Source organism: Mycolicibacterium madagascariense, from assembly GCF_010729665.1.
In the GTDB taxonomy this organism is placed as follows: domain Bacteria; phylum Actinomycetota; class Actinomycetes; order Mycobacteriales; family Mycobacteriaceae; genus Mycobacterium; species Mycobacterium madagascariense.
Genome location: NZ_AP022610.1, coordinates 4,710,019 through 4,726,870 on the forward strand (window position 1 = coordinate 4,710,019; position 16,852 = coordinate 4,726,870).

Consider the following 16,852-nt stretch of genomic DNA (forward strand, 5'->3'; position numbering starts at 1 on the left):
AGGGGGGGCAACGAGTAGGCAACCCGTAGGGAATAAAAAGGCAGCCCCCGGCCAAAGGCCGGGGGCTGCGCTGGTCGGACTGGGGAGTCAGTTCATGTTCCACGGCTCGCCGTAGGTGGTGACGGCGTCACCGGTGGAGGCGATCAGTCGGGCGAACGGACGCAGCAGCACACCGCCGGCCGCACCGGTCACCGTGCCGTGAGCGTTGGAGACCGCGACCCCGCCCTCAGCACCCTCCACGTCGACCGAGAAGGTCGCGACCTCCTGGATGCCGGGCCCGTTGCCCAGGTCGGCGCTGAAGGACACGCCGGGGAACAGGTTCGGCGTGATGATCTGAAGGGGCTGCGCAGGAGTGATGTCGTCCAGCAGGAGATTGGGCGTGGTGTAGCTGAAGCTGATGCCCACGCCCAGGGACCACGGGAAGCCGATCTGGTACCCCATCTCCAACGTGCCCGTGAACTCGTCGGCGTCGGGCCCGGCGACCGTGTACTTCGCCCGACCGGAGTGGAACCACTCGCGCGTCAGCCGGTTGCGGTCGAGGGGGAAGACACCGTTGAGGAAGGTGTCCCAGTGCTGCACCGTCAGCGTGCGCCCCTGGCCGTCGACCAGGCTCAGCTCGTTGTCCAGCTCGGCGTGTGAGGTGCCCGCACTCGCGAAGAGCGCTGACGCCGAGGCGATGAGCGCGATGAGCACCCGACTGATTGCCTTCATGATCTCCCTAGCTGTCGTGACGAACCCGTGGTCCGCCTGCTTCGTCGGCGCTCGAAACATGAAGAGACGAACGGGAATTAGAGGTTCCACATGTCGTTCTCACGCTGCGCTCATCTATGACGGCAGGAACCTATCGACGCGGCGTTCCGGCAGGCAACACGTGCAAATGCAGACCTTGCACGTGGTGGCCTGGGCGCCCCGAACCCACCGGTCGGCGCGCCCGTCTACCAGTGTCGTCAGTTCATGTTCCACGGTTCGCCGTACGTGGTGACGAGGTCGCCGGTGGAGGCGACCAGTCGGGCGAACGGACGCAGCAGCACCCCACCGGCCGCGCCGGTGACCGTGCCGTGCGCCTTGGACACCGCGACGCCGCCGGCCGAGCCGGACACGTCGACCTCGAACGTCGAGATCTCTTGCACGCCAGGCCCATTGCCCAGATCGGCGCTGAAGTTCACGCCCGGGAGCAGGTTGGGGGTGTCGGCCTGCAGGGGCTGCTCGGGTGTGACGTCGTCCAGCAGGACGTTCGGCGTGGTGTAGCTGAAACCGATGGCCACCCCCAACGACCAGGGGAAGCCGACCTCGTAGCCCAGGATCAACGTGCCCTCGAAGTCCTCCGCGCCAGGACCGGAGACGGTGTACTTCGCCTGACCGGAGTGGAACCACTCACGGGTCAGCCGGTTGCGGTCGAGTGGGGACACGCCGTCGAGGAAGATGTCCCACTGTTGCACCGTCAGGGTGCGACCCTGACCGTCGACCAGGCTGAGCTCGTCGTCGAGCCCTGCGTGCGAGATGCCCGCGCTCGCCAATAGCGTTGCGGCCGACGCGATTACCGTGACGAAAGCCCGACTGATTGCCTTCATGATCTCCCTAGCTGTCGTGGCGAACCCACAGGTCGCCCGTTCGTTTGCAGGCGAAACAGCAAGACATACAAGGGAATTGGGAAACTCACCTGCCGCTCGCACGCCGTGCCGTGCATGACGGGCAGGAACGTATCGATGCGACATCGACACGGGCAACGCGTGCAACCGCGGCCACTGCACGTCGCGGTCGGATGGGCGCGCGTCAGCCTCCGCGCATGACGATCACCCGACAGGGCGGGTCAGGCCGCGGGAAATCGAGGGAATGAGATCAGTCGTGATGGGGCGGAACGTTGTCGCGCAGCCACTGCTCGCGGTCGGACTCGCGATGGGCGGCGGGCTCATCCCATTCGTCTTTGGTGGTCTCGGGTAGCGAGTCGCCGAAGACGTCGTGCACCGAGGGCCGCTTCGATCGATCCTGGCCGGTCACGATCGCCACTGCCTGTGATCAAGATCACAGCGCCCGCACAGGTACGCCGAGAGCCCGACCCCCGTTGCGTCGAGCGCGGTCGCCGCCGTCACGGGCTCAGATCTCGAGGCTGGACAGCTGACTGATGATCTGGGTCGCCAACGGGCCGAGGGTGGCCATCCCGTCGCGCACTGCGCCGCGCGAACCGGCGATGTTGACGACGAGCGTGCTGCCCGAGATGCCGGCAAGCCCCCGCGAGACGCCCGCGTCGACGATGCCCGCCGACAGACCCGACGCCCGCAACGCCTCCGAGATTCCGAGCAGCTCGCGGTCGAGGATCGTCGTGGTGGCCTCGGGGGTCACGTCCCGCGGCGATACGCCCGTGCCGCCCACCGAGATCACCAGGTCCACCCCGCCGATGACCGCGGTGTTGAGCGCGTTGCGAATCTCGACCTCGTCTGCCGCGACGACGACGACGCCGTCGACGACGAAGCCCGCCTCGCCCAACAACTCGGTGACCAGCGGACCGCTGTGGTCCTCTTCGTCTCCGTGCGCCGTCCGGTCGTCGACGACGACGACCAGTGCGCGGCCGACCAACTCACCTGGCTGTTCCATGAACGCCACCGTATATCCCGCTGCCGACGGCGGCGCAGCCATCCTGAGCTCCGGGCGACCCGAGGCGACCGTCATTGCTGCGCCTTGCCGAGGGTGACGTCCACGGTCTGCGGCTTGCCGTTCGCGTCGAGGTACGTGAGCGTCACCTTGTCACCGGGGGCCCTGGACCGCACCGCGGCCACCAGAGCGTCCGCACTGTTGATCACGCGGTCGTCGACCTTGGTGACGACGACGCCGCTCGGCAGTCCGGCCGTCGCGGCCGCCCCACCTGCGGTGACGTCGACGATCTTCGCGCCGTCGACGCTCGCGTCGCTGCCGACCTGCACGCCGAGCGAGGCATGCGACGCGGTGCCGCTCTGGATCAGCTCGTTGGCGATGCGCTTGGCCTGGTCCACCGGAATCGCGAACCCGAGACCGATCGAACCGCTCTGGGTCGCGCCGGAGTCTCCGCCCAGGGTGGCGATCGCGGAGTTCACGCCCACCAGCTCGCCGTTCATGTTGACCAGCGCGCCACCGGAGTTGCCGGGGTTGATCGCCGCGTCGGTCTGAATGGCGTCGAGCACGGTGTTCTGGTTCTGCGCGTCGCCGCCCGCGGCCACCGGCCGGTTCAGCGCGCTCACGATGCCGGTGGTGACGGTGCCCTCCAAGCCGAGGGGCGACCCGACGGCCACCACCTCCTGCCCGACGCGCAGATTCGCCGACGAGCCGAGCGTGATGGGCGCCAGCCCGGTGGCGCCGACGGCCTGGACGACCGCGATGTCACTGCTGGGATCGGTGCCGACGACCTTGAAGCTCGTCGTCGCGCCGTTGGCGAACGTGACCTTGGTCTGCATGGCGCCGGCGGCGGGAGGCGCCCCGGGCACGCCGGGCGCACCCGCGCCACCGGGCGGGCCTGCCGCGCTGTTGGCGGCGGCGACGACGTGGTTGTTCGTCAGGATGAGGCCGTCGGTCGACAAGATGATGCCCGAGCCCTCCTCGGACTGCCTGCCCATGTCCGTCTCGAGCTTCACCACGCTGGGCACGACCTTGGCGGCGACCTGTTCGACGGAGCCGGCCGGCAGGTTCGCGGCGGGTTCGCCGGGGGTGGCGCCCGAGACCGAGGAGCTGAGCGTGGGCCTGCCGGGTTCCATGAGCGCGGCGACGCCGCCGCCGATGCCCGCGGAGACCACGGCGATCGCCAGGGCGCCCACCGTCAAACGTCCTGCGCGGGAACGCCTTTGGGGAACGGGCGGCTGCCCGGGCAGCATCCGCGTCGGATCGACGGGACGATATGGATCGTGGGGGCCGCGGTAGGCCTGCGGTGGCTGCGTGGCGTAGCGCCAGTCATAGGACTGCTGCGGATAGCCACCCGCGCGGTGCTGACCGGGGTAGCCCGGCGCCGCGCCCTGGTGAACACCTGGCCGATGCCCGTGCGGGGGCGGCGGCGAATACCTCGGATCATTCGTCATTGCGACTGTGTGCTCTTCCTTCGGGTGTTCGGCGTCGTCGGTCTGTCATGGGTAACGAAAGGCGCTCCCCGAGCGTGCCCCTTGGGGCTGAGAATCCACTTAGAGATCATTCGGGACATGCCCAGACTTCTCGCAGAACCCACCCGTCATCCATTCTCGGGGTTACCGCCCCCCGCGTCCACCGAAGCGCCGGTGCGTGTCGCGGCCGCGCCCACGCCGTCGGCGTAGACCAGCCGGCCCGGCAGGATCACGTGAATCGACGCGCCCGGCGGGTCACCACCCGGCACGGTCTCGTCGATGCGAAGCGTGCCACCGTGTTTCACGACCACCTGCTTGACGATCGCCAGACCGAGCCCCGAGCCGGACATCGCGCGCGCCGAGGTGGACCGGTAGAACCGCTCGAACACGAGGTCCCGCTCGCTGGGCGGGATGCCGGGGCCGTGGTCCCGCACCACCAACTCGGCGAACGACGGGTCGACCTGGGCCAGCCGCACGTCCACCCGACCGCCGGGTGGGCTCCACTTGGCGGCGTTGTCGAGCAGGTTGAGCACCGCCCTCGACAGCCCGGCGTCGTCGCCGAAGACCTGCCACCGGATGGTCTGCACGTCGAACTCGATGTCGTTGCGGCGCCGGCGAACTCGCTCCAGGCTGCGGTCGACGACGTCGGCGAGGTCGACGGGCTCGGAGATCGTCACGCCGGCATCGTCTCTGGTGAGGTCGACCAGATCGCCGACGAGCGTCGACAGCTCCTCGATCTGCGCGATGACGTCGGTGCGCAGTCCGGCCATCTCCTCCTCCGGGATGGAGGGGGCACCCGGGGCCATCGACGCCATGAGGAGTTCGACGTTGGTGCGCAGCGAGGTCAGCGGGGTGCGCAGTTCGTGGCCCGCATCGGTGACGAGGCGGGCCTGGCGCTCCCGCGATTCGGCGAGCGCGCGCAGCATCATGTTGAACGCCTCGGTGAGGCGGGCCAGCTCGTCGCTGCCGTGCACGGGGATGGGGCGTAGGTCGTCGGTCCTCGCGACGCGCTCCGCGGCGTCGGTCAACCGTGCCACCGGCCGCAGCCCGGTGCGCGCGACGGTGCCACCCGCGATCGCCGCGACCGCCATGCCGAGACCGCCGATGATGAGCAGGATGGTCCCGAGGCGCTTGATGACCTGCGCGGTGGGGCCGAGGCTCTTCGAGATCAGCAGCGAGTCACCGCTGGGCAGGTGCACCGCGAGCACCCGCTGGAAGTTGACCGTGCGCAACGACATCTGCAGCGAGCCCTGGATGACGTCCTTCTCCGGGTCGCCGAGCGGCAGGGTCTGCCCCTCCTGATTGGCGGTATAGATCGACCGCCCCGGATCCACGAACATGGCGTTGACGTCGGAGTACGCCGTGCCCTCGATGGCCTTGCCCGGATCGACGGCGAGCAGGCCGCTCTCGATCAGCAGCCTGCCGCGAATCTGCAGCTGGTTGTCGATGTCGTCGTAGAGCGCGCGGGACACGACCGCGTAGACGGCGAGCGCCATCACCACCACGACCATCGCCACCATCGACATGGCGAGCAGCATCACGCGCCACCGCAGCGACACCGAGCTGGCGGCATGGGTCGTGACGTCGGCCGTGCGCCGCTCGCGGGAGCGCCACCAGAACGGCGTCCTGGCGGATGCCATCAGGGCGGGGTCTCGCGCAATACGTAGCCCACTCCGCGCACCGTGTGAATGAGCCGCGGCTCGCCCTCGGCCTCGGTCTTGCGGCGCAGGTAGCCGACGTAGACCTCGAGGGCGTTGCCCGACGTCGGGAAGTCGAAGCCCCACACCTCTTCGAGGATGCGGCTGCGGGTCAACACCCGGCGCGGGTTTGCGATCAACATCTCCAGCAGCGAGAACTCGGTGCGGGTCAGGCTGATCTGACGTTCGCCCCTGGTGACCTCGCGCGTGACGGGATCCAGGCTCAGATCGGAGAACGTCAGCGCCGCCGAGTCGTGGTCCTCGGGCAGGACGCGCCGCCTCAGCAGCGCGCGCATCCTGGCGAGCAGCTCCTCCAGAGCGAACGGCTTCGGCAGGTAGTCGTCGGCCCCGGCGTCGAGACCCGCGACGCGTTCGGACACCGAGTCCCGCGCCGTGAGGACGAGGATGGGCAGGTCGTCGCCGGTGCTGCGCAGCTGCCGGCAGACCTCGAGCCCGTCGAGCCGCGGCATCATCACGTCGAGCACGAGGGCGTCGGGACGGTCGCTGGCAATGAGGTCGAGGGCTTCGAGCCCGTCCTGCGCCAACTCGACCGAGTAGCCGTTGAAGGCGAGCGAACGGCGCAGGGATTCGCGCACAGCGCGGTCGTCGTCAACGACAAGTATTCGCACAGCCACAGTGTCGACCCCGCGTCTGAGACTGACCTGAGAGGCGCGCCGCCCAGGCCGCGAGGAGTTGGCTAGCGGCGGTCGAGGTCGATCAGGCCGAGGCGGGCGGCCTTGAGCAGGCGGCGCGGCACCTTGTGCTGCTGACCGGCCACGTTGACGTTGACCAGGCCGGTGGCCTCGGCCTTCCACTGCGACCGCCGGCTGCGGGTGTTGGACCGCGACATTCTCCGCTTCGGCACAGCCATGGTGGACTCCTCTTCGACGATCGATGCATGTGGGATGCCACGCGCACATGGGCGTCGGCAATTGCAGCTCAGGATAGCCGGTGAGCTGGGCAGCCTCCAAAACCGGCGCATCGGACACCCGGGCGATCGGCGCCGCACCCTTGACTCCGGACCATCGGTAACGGGTAACCTACCGGTTGGTTGGGGGCGTCGACGGCGATGGGAGTTCGGGAGTTGGCACCAGTTCGGATCGGCAACTGCTCGGGCTTCTACGGCGACCGGCACGCCGCCATGCACGAGATGATCACCGGCGGCGACCTCGACTACCTCACCGGGGACTACCTGGCCGAGCTGACGATGCTGATCCTCGCCCGCGACCGCGCCAAGTCGCCCGACCGCGGCTACGCCAAGACCTTCCTCACCCAGCTCGAGACCAGCCTCGGCACCGCGCTCGACAACGGCGTCAAGATCGTCGCCAACGCCGGCGGGCTGAACCCGGCCGGACTGGCCGATGCCGTCCGCGCGCTGGCCGAACGCCTGGGCCTGCACGTCGACGTCGCGCACGTCGAGGGCGACGACCTGGTCGGCCGCGCAGCCGACCTCGGCTTCGGCACCCCGCTGGCGGCCAACGCCTACCTCGGCGCGTGGGGCATCGTCGACTGCCTGAACGCGGGCGCCCACGTCGTGGTCACCGGTCGCGTGACCGATGCGTCGGTCATCGTCGGCCCGGCCTCCGCCCACTTCGGCTGGGGGCGCACCGACTACGACGCCCTCGCCGGCGCCGTCGCCGCGGGCCACGTCATCGAGTGCGGCACCCAGGCGACCGGCGGCAACTACGCGTTCTTCACCGAGGTGCCCGATCTCGGACACCCCGGCTTCCCCATCGCCGAGATCGACGCCGACGGCTCGTCGGTCATCACCAAGCATCGCGGCACCGGCGGACTCGTCAGCGTCGACACCGTCACGGCGCAGCTGCTCTACGAGATCGGCGGGGCGCGCTACGCCAACCCCGACGTCACGCTGCGGCTCGACAGCGTCGTCCTGTCCGACGACGGACCCGATCGGGTGCGCCTGCGCGGCGTGCGCGGCGAGCCGCCGCCACCGACGCTCAAGGTCTCGCTCAACGCCATCGGCGGGTTTCGCAACGCCATGACGTTCGTGCTGACCGGACTCGACGTCGAGGCCAAGGCCGACCTCGTCCGAAGCCAGCTGGAGGCCGGCCTCACCGTCAAGCCCGCCGAGCTGGAGTGGACGCTGGCGCGCACCGACCATCCCGACGCCGACACCGAGGAGGCGGCCAGCGCGCTGCTGCGCTGCGTGGTCCGCGACCCCGACCCGAAGAACGTCGGACGCCACTTCTCCTCTGCCGCAGTCGAATTGGCATTGGCGAGCTACCCAGGCTTCACGACGACGGCGCCACCCGGCGACGGCCAGGTCTACGGGGTGTTCACCGCGGGCTACGTCGACGCCGCGCTCGTCCCCCACGTGGCGGTCCACGCCGACGGCACGCGGGTCGACATTCCCGTCGCCACCGACACCTTGGTGCTCGAACCGGTCGCCGAACCCGCCGTGCCGGAACCCTTGTCTCCCAGCCCAACTCGACGGGCGCCCCTAGGGCGCATCGCCGGTGCGCGCAGCGGCGACAAGGGCGGTGACGCCAACGTCGGCGTATGGGTCCGCCATCAGGACCACTGGCCCTGGCTGGTCGAGACGCTCACCGTCGACGTGCTGCGCGACCTGCTCCCGGAGACCCGCGAGCTGACCGTGACCCGCCAAGTGCTGCCCAATCTGCGCGCCGTGAACTTCGTCATCGAGGGCATCCTCGGCAAGGGGGTGGCCCACCAGGCCCGCTTCGACCCCCAGGCCAAGGGGCTCGGCGAATGGCTGCGCGCCCGTTACCTCGACATTCCGGAGGCCTTTCTCTCGTGAACATCTGGACCACACCCGAACGCGAACAACTCCGAAAGACCGTGCGGGACTTCGCCGAACGCGAGATCCTCCCCCACGCCAACGAGTGGGAGCGCACCGGCGACATCCCGCGCGAGCTGCACCGCAAGGCCGGTGACGCTGGGCTGCTCGGTGCGGGCATGCCCGAGTCGGTGGGCGGCGGGGGCGGCGACGGCGCCGACGCCGTGGTGATCTGCGAGGAGATGCACCAGTCGGGTGCGCCCGGCGGCGTGTTCGCGTCGCTGTTCACGTGCGGCATCGCGGTGCCGCACATGATCGCCTCCGGCGACGAGCGGCTCATCGAGGAGTACGTCCGACCGACGTTGCGCGGGGACAAGATCGGCTCCCTGGCGATCACCGAACCCGGCGGCGGCTCCGACGTCGGACACCTCACCACCAAGGCCGTCCGCGACGGGGACGACTACGTCCTCAACGGCGCCAAGACCTACATCACCTCCGGCGTGCGGGCCGACTACGTCGTCACCGCGGCCCGCACCGGTGGACCGGGCGCCGGCGGGGTCTCGCTCATCGTCGTCGACAAGGGCACACCGGGTTTCGAGGTCAGCCGCAAGCTGGAGAAGATGGGCTGGCGTTCCTCGGACACCGCCGAACTGTCCTACACCGACGTCCGGGTGCCCGCCGCCAACCTCGTCGGCGTCGAGAACACCGGCTTCCTGCAGATAGCGGGCGCGTTCGTCAGCGAGCGCGTCGGCCTTGCGGCACAAGCCTATTCGAGCGCGCAGCGCTGCCTGGACCTGACCGTCGAGTGGTGCCGCAACCGGGAGACCTTCGGGCGGCCGCTGATCTCGCGCCAGCAGGTGCAGAACACGCTCTCGGAGATGGCGCGCCGGGTCGACGTCGCGCGGGTGTACACCCGGTATCTCGTCGAGCGCCAGCTCGCCGGTGACACCAATCTGATCACCGAGGTGTGCTTCGCCAAGAACACCGCCGTCGAGTCCGGCGAGTGGGTCGCCAATGCGGCGGTCCAGCTGTTCGGCGGGATGGGCTACATGCAGGAGTCCGAGGTCGAACGCCATTACCGGGACATGCGCATCCTCGGCATCGGCGGGGGCACCACCGAGATCCTGGCCAGCCTGGCCGCCAAGACACTGGGGTACCAGTCGTGACGCTGCGCTCGACGCTCGACGTCCGGTCGCCCGCCTTCGTCGATGCGGCCGCGGCGATGACCACCAAGCTGGCCGAGCTCGACGCCGAGCACGCCAAGGCGCTCGCCGGCGGCAGCGCGAAGTCCGTCGAGCGCCACCACGCCCGCGGCAAGCTCACCCCGCGCGAGCGCATCGAGCTGCTCGTCGACCCCGACTCGCCCTTCCTCGAGCTGAGCCCGCTGGCGGCGTGGGGCAGCGACTTCCACGTCGGCGCCAGCGTCGTGACGGGCATCGGCGTGGTCGAGGGCGTCGAGTGCCTGATCGTCGCCAACGACCCCACGGTCAAGGGCGGCACCAGCAATCCGTGGACGCTGCGAAAGATCTTGCGCGCCAACCAGATTGCGCGGGAGAACCGGCTGCCGGTGATCTCGCTCGTCGAGTCCGGTGGGGCCGACCTGCCGACGCAGAAGGAGGTCTTCATCCCCGGCGGGCAGATGTTCCGCGACCTCACGCGGCTGTCGGCGGCGGGCATCCCCACGATCGCGCTGGTGTTCGGCAACTCCACCGCCGGTGGAGCGTACGTGCCGGGCATGTCCGACCACGTCGTGATGATCCGGGAGCGTTCGAAGGTGTTCCTCGCCGGGCCGCCCCTGGTGAAGATGGCGACCGGTGAGGAGTCCGACGACGAATCCCTCGGGGGTGCCGAGATGCACGCCCGCACTTCGGGTCTGGCCGACTACCTCGCCCACGACGAGCCCGACGCGATCCGCCTCGGCCGCCGCATCGTGGCGCGATTGAACTGGCGCAAGGCGGGTCCCACGCCGCGCCCGGTCACCGAGCCGCTGTACGACGCCGAGGAGTTGATCGGCATCGTGCCCGCCGATCTGCGGGTTCCGTTCGACCCGCGCGACGTGATCGCCCGGATCGTCGACGGTTCGGAGTTCGACGAGTTCAAGCCGCTCTACGGTGGCTCGCTGGTGACGGGCTGGGCCACGCTGCACGGCTACCCCATCGGCATCCTGGCCAACGCCCGCGGCGTGCTGTTCAGCGAGGAGTCGCAGAAGGCCACCCAGTTCATCCAGCTGGCCAACCGCGCGAACACGCCACTGTTGTTCCTGCACAACACGACTGGCTACATGGTCGGCAAGGCGTACGAGGAGGGCGGGATGATCAAGCACGGCTCGATGATGATCAACGCCGTGTCCAACTCCACGGTGCCACACCTCTCGCTGCTGTTGGGCGCGTCCTACGGCGCGGGGCACTACGGCATGTGCGGGCGCGCCTACGACCCGCGCTTCCTGTTCGCCTGGCCCAGCGCGAAGTCCGCGGTCATGGGTGGCACGCAACTCGCGGGCGTCATCTCGATCGTCAGCCGCGCGGCCGCCGAAGCCCGCGGGCAGCAGGTCGACGAGGACGCCGACGCCGCCCTGCGCGCCGCGATCGAGGCGCAGATCGACGCCGAGTCCCTGCCGATGTTCCTGTCGGGGCGGATGTTCGACGACGGCGTCATCGATCCTCGCGACACCCGCACGGTGCTGGGAATGTGTCTGTCCGCCATCGCCAATGGCCCGATCGAGGGGACGTCGAACTTCGGCGTCTTCCGGATGTGAGTAGCTCAGTGATTCGTGGAGTATTCGTCGCGGTGGCCGCTCCTCAAACGACACGAATCGTAGGAGGAGAACAGTGATCACCCGCGTTCTGGTGGCCAACCGCGGCGAGATCGCCCGTCGCGTGTTCGCCACGTGCCGCCGCCTCGGCCTGGGCACCGTGGCGGTGTACACCGAGCCCGACGCCGCCGCACCGCACGTCGCCGAGGCCGACGTCCGGGTCCGCCTCGACGGTCGCAACGCCTACCTCGACGTGGGCCAGCTCATCGCGGCGGCACGGACCTCGGGCGCCGACGCCATCCATCCCGGTTACGGATTCCTCTCGGAGAACGCCGAATTCGCGGCCGCGGTGCAGGACGCCGGGCTGACGTGGATCGGGCCGCCGGTCGCCGCGGTGCAGGCGATGGGCAGCAAGATCGAGGCCAAGAAGATGATGTCCGCGGCGGGCGTGCCGGTACTCGACGAACTCCACCCCGAGACGGTCACGCCCGAACAGCTGCCCGTGCTGATCAAGGCCTCCGCGGGCGGCGGCGGTCGAGGCATGCGCGTCGTGCGCGACCTCGCCGAGCTGCCTGGGCAGGTCGAGGCCGCGCGGCGCGAAGCACAGTCGGCGTTCGGCGACCCGACCGTCTTCTGCGAGCGCTACCTCGCCAGCGGTCACCACGTCGAGGTGCAGGTGATGGCCGACGCGCACGGCACGGTCTGGGCGGTCGGCGAACGCGAGTGTTCGATTCAGCGCCGCCACCAGAAGATCATCGAGGAGGCGCCCTCGCCGCTCGTCGAACGCACGCCCGGCATGCGCGCCAAGCTGTTCGAGGCGGCCCGCCTCGCCGCCAAGGCCATCGACTACACCGGGGCGGGCACCGTCGAGTTCATGGCCTCCGGCTCGGAGGATGGGGCAGGCGAGTTCTTCTTCCTCGAGATGAACACCCGGCTGCAGGTCGAGCATCCCGTCACCGAGGAGACCACCGGGCTCGATCTCGTCGAACTGCAGCTGCTGGTCGCCGACGGCGGCCGCCTCGACCCGGAACCGCCCGTCGCACGGGGTCATTCGATCGAGGCCCGGCTGTACGCCGAGGACCCCGCGAAGGACTGGCAGCCGCAGGCGGGTGCCCTGCACCGCTTCGCCGTGCCGACCGCGCTGACCGAATTCAGGGTGCTGGGCAGGACCGGTGTCCGGCTGGACTCCGGCGTCGTCGACGGCTCGGTGGTATCGGTGTTCTACGACCCGATGCTCGCGAAGGTCATCTCGTTCGCCCCGACCCGCGAACGGGCGGCCGCCATCCTGGCCGACGCGCTGGCCCGCACCCGACTGCACGGCATCAGGACCAATCGCGACCTCCTGGTGAACGTGCTGCGGCACAGCGCCTTCCGCGACGGCGCCACCGACACCGCGTTCTTCGACACCCACGGCCTGGACACGCTGGCGGCGCCCCTGGCCGACCCGTCGGCCGCCGCACACTCCGCGGTCGCCGCAGCACTGGCCGACGCTGCCGAGAACCGCAGTGCGGCAAGGGTACTCGGCGGACTGCCGAGCGGTTGGCGCAACCTGAGCTCGGGACACCAGACCAAGCGGTACACCGACGCGGCGGGCCACGCACTCGAGGTGCGCTACCGGTTCGCCCGCAGCGGTGTCGAGTTCGCCGATCAGGACGGCGTCCGCCTGGTGTCCGCGACGCCGACGCGCGTCGTCCTCGCCATCGACGGCGCCGAGCGGACGTTCGACGTCGCCCGCCACCGCGACGAGGTCTACGTCGACGGCCCACTCGGCCCGGTGCGGCTCGTCGCCGAATCCCGGTTCCCCGACCCCGACTCGACGCTCGCGCAGGGCTCGCTGCTGGCGCCGATGCCCGGCGCGGTGTCCAAGCTCGCCGCGTCGGTCGGCGACCACGTCACCATGGGTCAGGCCCTCATCTGGCTGGAGGCCATGAAGATGGAGCACACCATCGCCGCACCGACCGACGGTGTGCTCGCCGAACTGAACGTCGGCATCGGCCAGCAGGTCGACGTCGGCTTCGTCCTTGCCCGCATCGAAACCCAAGGAGATCCCCAATGAGCTTCACCGAGACCGACGAACAGCAGGAACTGCGCAAGGCCGTGGCCGCCATGGCCGCCAGCTACGGACCCGCCTACTACCTGGAGAAGGCCCGCGCGGGTGAGCACACCACCGAATTGTGGAGTGAGGCAGGCAAACTCGGCTTCATCGGCGTCAACCTGCCCGAGGAGTACGGCGGCGGCGGCGCCGGCATGTACGAGCTGTCGATGGTCATGGAGGAGATGGCGGCCGCGGGCTGTGCGTTGCTGCTGATGGTCGTCTCCCCCGCCATCAACGGCACCATCATCGCCAAGTTCGGCACCGACGACCAGAAGAAGCGCTGGCTGCCCGGCATCGCCGACGGCTCGATCACCATGGCGTTCGCCATCACCGAACCCGATGCGGGCTCCAACTCCCACCGCATCACCACCACGGCCCGCCGCGACGGCAGCGACTGGATCCTCTCGGGTGCGAAGGTCTACATCTCCGGTGTCGACCAGGCTCAGGCGGTGCTCGTCGTGGGCCGCACCGAGGAGGCCAAGACGGGCAACCTGAAGCCCGCGCTGTTCGTCGTCCCCACCGACACCCCCGGCATGTCGTGGACCAAGATCGACATGGAGATCGTCAGCCCCGAGAACCAGTTCCAGCTCTTCCTCGACGATGTGCGGCTGCCCGCCGACGCGCTCGTCGGCTCCGAGGATGCGGCCATCGCGCAGCTGTTCGCCGGCCTCAACCCCGAGCGCATCATGGGCGCCGCCAGCGCGGTGGGCATGGGCCGCTTCGCGATCGACAAGGCCACCGACTACGTCAAGACCCGACAGGTGTGGAAGACGCCGATCGGTGCGCACCAGGGGCTGTCGCATCCGCTGGCGCAGAACTACATCGAGATCGAGCTCGCCAAGCTCATGATGCAGAAGGCCGCGACGCTGTACGACGGCGGGGACGACTTCGGCGCGGCGGAGGCGGCCAACATGGCGAAGTACGCCGCGGGCGAGGCGTCGGTGAAGGCCGTCGACCAGGCCGTGCAGTCCCTCGGCGGCAACGGGCTGACCAAGGAGTACGGCATCGCCTCGGTGCTGACGGCGTCGCGCCTGGCGCGCATCGCCCCGGTGAGCCGCGAGATGATCCTGAACTTCATCGCGCAGACGTCGCTGGGTCTGCCCCGGTCCTACTGAGATGGCAGAGCTGGTCCATTACGCCGCCGAGGACGGCGTCGCGCGGCTGGTGCTGGACTCACCGCACAACCGCAACGCGCTGTCGACGGCGTTGGTCGCGCAGCTGCACGACGGCTTCGACACCGCCGCGAACGACCCCGGCGTCCGGTGCGTCGTCCTCGGCCACGCGGGCGGCACGTTCTGCGCGGGCGCCGACCTGAGCGAGGCCGCCGGCCGCGATCCCGGCGAACTCGCCGTCGCCAGGGCCCGCGAGATGACGCAGTTGCTGAGGGCGATCGTCGAGTTGCCGGTGCCGGTCATCGGCGCCATCGACGGACACGTCAGGGCCGGCGGGCTCGGACTGGTCGGGGCGTGCGACGTCGTCGTCGCCGGACCGGCGAGCACGTTCGCGCTGACCGAGGTCCGCATCGGCGTGGCGCCCTCGATCATCTCGCTGACGCTGCTGCCGAAGATGACCCCGCGGGCGGCGGGCCGCTACTTCGTCACCGGTGAGAAGTTCGGCGCCGCCGAGGCCGCCGCCAGCGGGCTCGTCACGCTGGCTGCCGACGACGTGCAGGCTACGGTGGCGGCGCTGGCGGCGGACGTCGCGAAGGGGTCACCCCAGGGCCTGGCGGCCTCCAAGGCGTTGACGACCCGGGCGGTCCTCGCGGCGTTCGACGCCCATGCCGAGGAGCTGACCGCGCAGTCCGCCGAGCTGTTCGTCTCCGAGGAGGCCCGCGAGGGGATCGTGGCGTTCCTGGAGAAGCGACCGCCGCGCTGGGCCGCACCCCGCTGAGCTAGGTGCGGGCTCCGCGGCGGCGCGCTGTGCGCCACCGGTCGGCCGCCCGCTCCGGCAGGGACCGCACGACGTCCCACGGCACGAACGCCAGGTACAGCACGTACATCGCGAGGCTGAACAGGCCGACGTTGAGCGTCAGCATCATCAGCAGGTGCATCACCACGCCGACCGCGAGCACCCACGGCCGGCAACGCCGGTTCCACACCAGCACGGCGATGGCCAGCTCGATCAGGACGGCGCCCCACGAGATCGCGTTGACGAGCACCGCGCTGGAGGACACCCAGTCGGGCGCGGTCAGCATCGCCCATTTGCCGTCGGTGTGCCAGGCGTAGAACATCGCCGAACCGTCGACCCAGGTCCTGTCGCTCAGCTTGGCCTGCGCAGCGAAGACGTAGATCAGCGAGAGCTGCACCTGCAGCAGCCGGACCGACCACGGCGCCACCGTCTGCGCCGACCAGAACGAACCGGTCCTGCGGCGCTGGTCCAGCGACAGCGCGGCGCCGCACGACGAGAGCGCCAGGACCAGCGCGATGATGACGATCAGCGCGTCCCCGGCGTTGTAGAGGTAGAGGCCGCGGCGGTCGAACGAGTACAGCAGCACGAACACCAGCAGCGCCGCCACCCGCGCATGCCAGCCGACCATCAGCGCAATGGCCGCCAGCAACAGCACGCCCCATCCGATCAGCAGCGCGGTGTCACTCGTCCAGATTCGGAAGACGGTCCACTGGTAATCGCGCAGGACGTAGCGGGCCGAGGGGCCTCCGGTCCCGAAGACCCGGCGGACGTCGTCGAGCGCGGCCAGGGTCCAGATCACCGCGAGCAGGCCGAACGCCATCCGCACCAGGCCGAGCGGATAGGCGGGCTGAGGGCCGAACCAGAAGGTGGTCCAGTGGCCGGCCAGGGTCGTGCGCAGCGTGCTCATCGGGGCGCCGCCAGCGTCTCCTGGTAGAGCACCTTGCTGGCCGGGGAGCGTCCGGCGGCGGGTTCACCCGGCTTCGACAGGTTCTCCGAGCGCAGCAGCACGACGACCTCGGTCGCGCGTTCACCGGGCTTGGTGACCTGGCCGACGACCCAGTGCGCCAGCTGCGGCCGCACCACCGGGTTGGTCACCACCTGGTTGCGCAGACCCGTCCACCGGGACCACCAGCCGACGCCGGGCGCCCCCGGCTGCATGTGCCAGATCCGCGTCTCGCCGTTGGCCATCGTCACATCGACGTCGACGGAGGTGACCCGGCTCTCGGGAATCGCGAACATGCCCCACCACTGGTCGAGCCCGAGGGGCACGGACAACGGGTCGGTGAGGTCGTGCAGGCCCTTGGCGATCGGCGAGTTCTGCGGCAGATTCCACACCAGGTTCAGCAACAGGATCGCGGCGATGACGACGCTGATGACCACCCGGCCGGCGCGGGAGTTCTCGAACCGCTGCTGCCGGGTCGGCGACGGCTCGGCGGCGTCGTCGGGACGCGGGGCCGTCCGCTCCTCGCCCACGACCGCTGCCAACGGGACCGCCTCACGCTCGGATGTCGGAATTCGCCGAAGTATAGTTCGCGGCCCCTTCGATGCGCCGAGGTGCGCGCCGGGGTGCGCCGCGACGGCGTC

At 69.8% G+C, this 16,852-nt stretch carries 16 protein-coding genes; 6 read left to right on the forward strand and 10 right to left on the reverse strand.

The annotated features are described in order from the left end of the window. Window positions 1-87: 87 nt before the first annotated feature. The 8 genes from G6N60_RS22230 to rpmF form a co-directional block, all read right to left on the reverse strand. Window positions 88-711, reverse strand: coding sequence for a porin MspA (locus tag G6N60_RS22230; RefSeq protein WP_163741318.1), 624 nt, complete (start codon window positions 709-711; stop codon window positions 88-90). A 236-nt stretch (window positions 712-947) separates the two neighbouring features. Next, window positions 948-1,571, reverse strand: coding sequence for a porin MspA (locus G6N60_RS22235; protein WP_163741319.1), 624 nt, complete (start codon window positions 1,569-1,571; stop codon window positions 948-950). A 268-nt stretch (window positions 1,572-1,839) separates the two neighbouring features. Continuing rightward, on the reverse strand, window positions 1,840-2,007 hold the full coding sequence (locus tag G6N60_RS22240) for a hypothetical protein (RefSeq protein ID WP_163730780.1): 168 nt from the start codon (window positions 2,005-2,007) through the stop codon (window positions 1,840-1,842). Between the two features lie 87 nt (window positions 2,008-2,094). Further along, a complete protein-coding gene (locus G6N60_RS22245; protein ID WP_372510980.1) occupies window positions 2,095-2,634 on the reverse strand; it encodes a MogA/MoaB family molybdenum cofactor biosynthesis protein in 540 nt (179 codons plus the stop codon). Between the two features lie 29 nt (window positions 2,635-2,663). Then, window positions 2,664-4,040: a S1C family serine protease gene (locus G6N60_RS22250; protein WP_163741321.1), complete on the reverse strand. Its 1,377-nt coding sequence runs from the start codon at window positions 4,038-4,040 to the stop codon at window positions 2,664-2,666. 146 nt (window positions 4,041-4,186) lie between these two features. After that, a complete protein-coding gene (locus G6N60_RS22255; RefSeq protein WP_246241300.1) occupies window positions 4,187-5,596 on the reverse strand; it encodes a HAMP domain-containing sensor histidine kinase in 1,410 nt (469 codons plus the stop codon). A gap of 101 nt (window positions 5,597-5,697) precedes the next feature. Continuing rightward, a complete protein-coding gene (locus G6N60_RS22260; RefSeq protein WP_163741323.1) occupies window positions 5,698-6,384 on the reverse strand; it encodes a response regulator transcription factor in 687 nt (228 codons plus the stop codon). A 68-nt stretch (window positions 6,385-6,452) separates the two neighbouring features. Continuing rightward, window positions 6,453-6,626 carry a 50S ribosomal protein L32 gene (rpmF, locus tag G6N60_RS22265; protein ID WP_163741324.1) on the reverse strand — a complete coding sequence of 58 codons (174 nt, stop codon included), beginning with the start codon at window positions 6,624-6,626 and terminating at the stop codon, window positions 6,453-6,455. 198 nt (window positions 6,627-6,824) lie between these two features. Between rpmF and G6N60_RS22270 the strand changes: the two genes are divergently transcribed. The 6 genes from G6N60_RS22270 (at window position 6,825) to G6N60_RS22295 (ending at window position 15,250) form a co-directional block, all read left to right on the forward strand. Continuing rightward, entirely contained in the window at window positions 6,825-8,534 is a 1,710-nt protein-coding gene (locus tag G6N60_RS22270; RefSeq protein WP_163741325.1) for an acyclic terpene utilization AtuA family protein, read from the forward strand. After that, complete coding sequence (locus tag G6N60_RS22275; protein ID WP_163741326.1) at window positions 8,531-9,679, forward strand: acyl-CoA dehydrogenase family protein; 1,149 nt, start codon at window positions 8,531-8,533, stop codon at window positions 9,677-9,679. Before G6N60_RS22270 ends, G6N60_RS22275 begins: the two co-directional genes overlap by 4 nt. Before the next feature lie 56 nt (window positions 9,680-9,735). Next, window positions 9,736-11,268, forward strand: a complete 1,533-nt coding sequence (locus G6N60_RS22280) for an acyl-CoA carboxylase subunit beta (protein WP_276027943.1) — start codon at window positions 9,736-9,738, stop codon at window positions 11,266-11,268. 73 nt (window positions 11,269-11,341) lie between these two features. Further along, window positions 11,342-13,321 carry an acetyl/propionyl/methylcrotonyl-CoA carboxylase subunit alpha gene (locus tag G6N60_RS22285; protein ID WP_163741331.1) on the forward strand — a complete coding sequence of 660 codons (1,980 nt, stop codon included), beginning with the start codon at window positions 11,342-11,344 and terminating at the stop codon, window positions 13,319-13,321. Then, window positions 13,318-14,475 carry an acyl-CoA dehydrogenase family protein gene (locus G6N60_RS22290; protein ID WP_163741333.1) on the forward strand — a complete coding sequence of 386 codons (1,158 nt, stop codon included), beginning with the start codon at window positions 13,318-13,320 and terminating at the stop codon, window positions 14,473-14,475. The genes G6N60_RS22285 and G6N60_RS22290 overlap by 4 nt, the downstream gene beginning before the upstream one ends. Window position 14,476: 1 nt before the next feature. After that, window positions 14,477-15,250: an enoyl-CoA hydratase family protein gene (locus G6N60_RS22295; RefSeq protein ID WP_163741335.1), complete on the forward strand. Its 774-nt coding sequence runs from the start codon at window positions 14,477-14,479 to the stop codon at window positions 15,248-15,250. 1 nt (window position 15,251) lies between these two features. Here G6N60_RS22295 and G6N60_RS22300 read toward each other — a convergent pair whose 3' ends face one another. Beyond that, a complete protein-coding gene (locus tag G6N60_RS22300) occupies window positions 15,252-16,175 on the reverse strand; it encodes an HTTM domain-containing protein (protein ID WP_163741337.1) in 924 nt (307 codons plus the stop codon). Beyond that, window positions 16,172-16,753, reverse strand: coding sequence for a hypothetical protein (locus tag G6N60_RS22305; protein WP_163741339.1), 582 nt, complete (start codon window positions 16,751-16,753; stop codon window positions 16,172-16,174). Before G6N60_RS22305 ends, G6N60_RS22300 begins: the two co-directional genes overlap by 4 nt. Between the last annotated feature and the right edge of the window lie 99 nt (window positions 16,754-16,852).

Coding starts and splice junctions, on each gene's coding strand:
- rpmF (WP_163741324.1), bottom strand. CDS start 6,626: ATGGCTGTGCCGAAGCGGAGAATGTCGCGGTCCAACACCCGCAGCCGG.
- G6N60_RS22245 (WP_372510980.1), bottom strand. CDS start 2,634: ATGGCTGCGCCGCCGTCGGCAGCGGGATATACGGTGGCGTTCATGGAA.
- G6N60_RS22250 (WP_163741321.1), bottom strand. CDS start 4,040: ATGACGAATGATCCGAGGTATTCGCCGCCGCCCCCGCACGGGCATCGG.
- G6N60_RS22295 (WP_163741335.1), top strand. CDS start 14,477: ATGGCAGAGCTGGTCCATTACGCCGCCGAGGACGGCGTCGCGCGGCTG.
- G6N60_RS22280 (WP_276027943.1), top strand. CDS start 9,736: ATGACCACCAAGCTGGCCGAGCTCGACGCCGAGCACGCCAAGGCGCTC.
- G6N60_RS22290 (WP_163741333.1), top strand. CDS start 13,318: ATGAGCTTCACCGAGACCGACGAACAGCAGGAACTGCGCAAGGCCGTG.
- G6N60_RS22300 (WP_163741337.1), bottom strand. CDS start 16,175: ATGAGCACGCTGCGCACGACCCTGGCCGGCCACTGGACCACCTTCTGG.
- G6N60_RS22270 (WP_163741325.1), top strand. CDS start 6,825: ATGGGAGTTCGGGAGTTGGCACCAGTTCGGATCGGCAACTGCTCGGGC.
- G6N60_RS22235 (WP_163741319.1), bottom strand. CDS start 1,571: ATGAAGGCAATCAGTCGGGCTTTCGTCACGGTAATCGCGTCGGCCGCA.
- G6N60_RS22230 (WP_163741318.1), bottom strand. CDS start 711: ATGAAGGCAATCAGTCGGGTGCTCATCGCGCTCATCGCCTCGGCGTCA.
- G6N60_RS22255 (WP_246241300.1), bottom strand. CDS start 5,596: ATGCTGCTCGCCATGTCGATGGTGGCGATGGTCGTGGTGGTGATGGCG.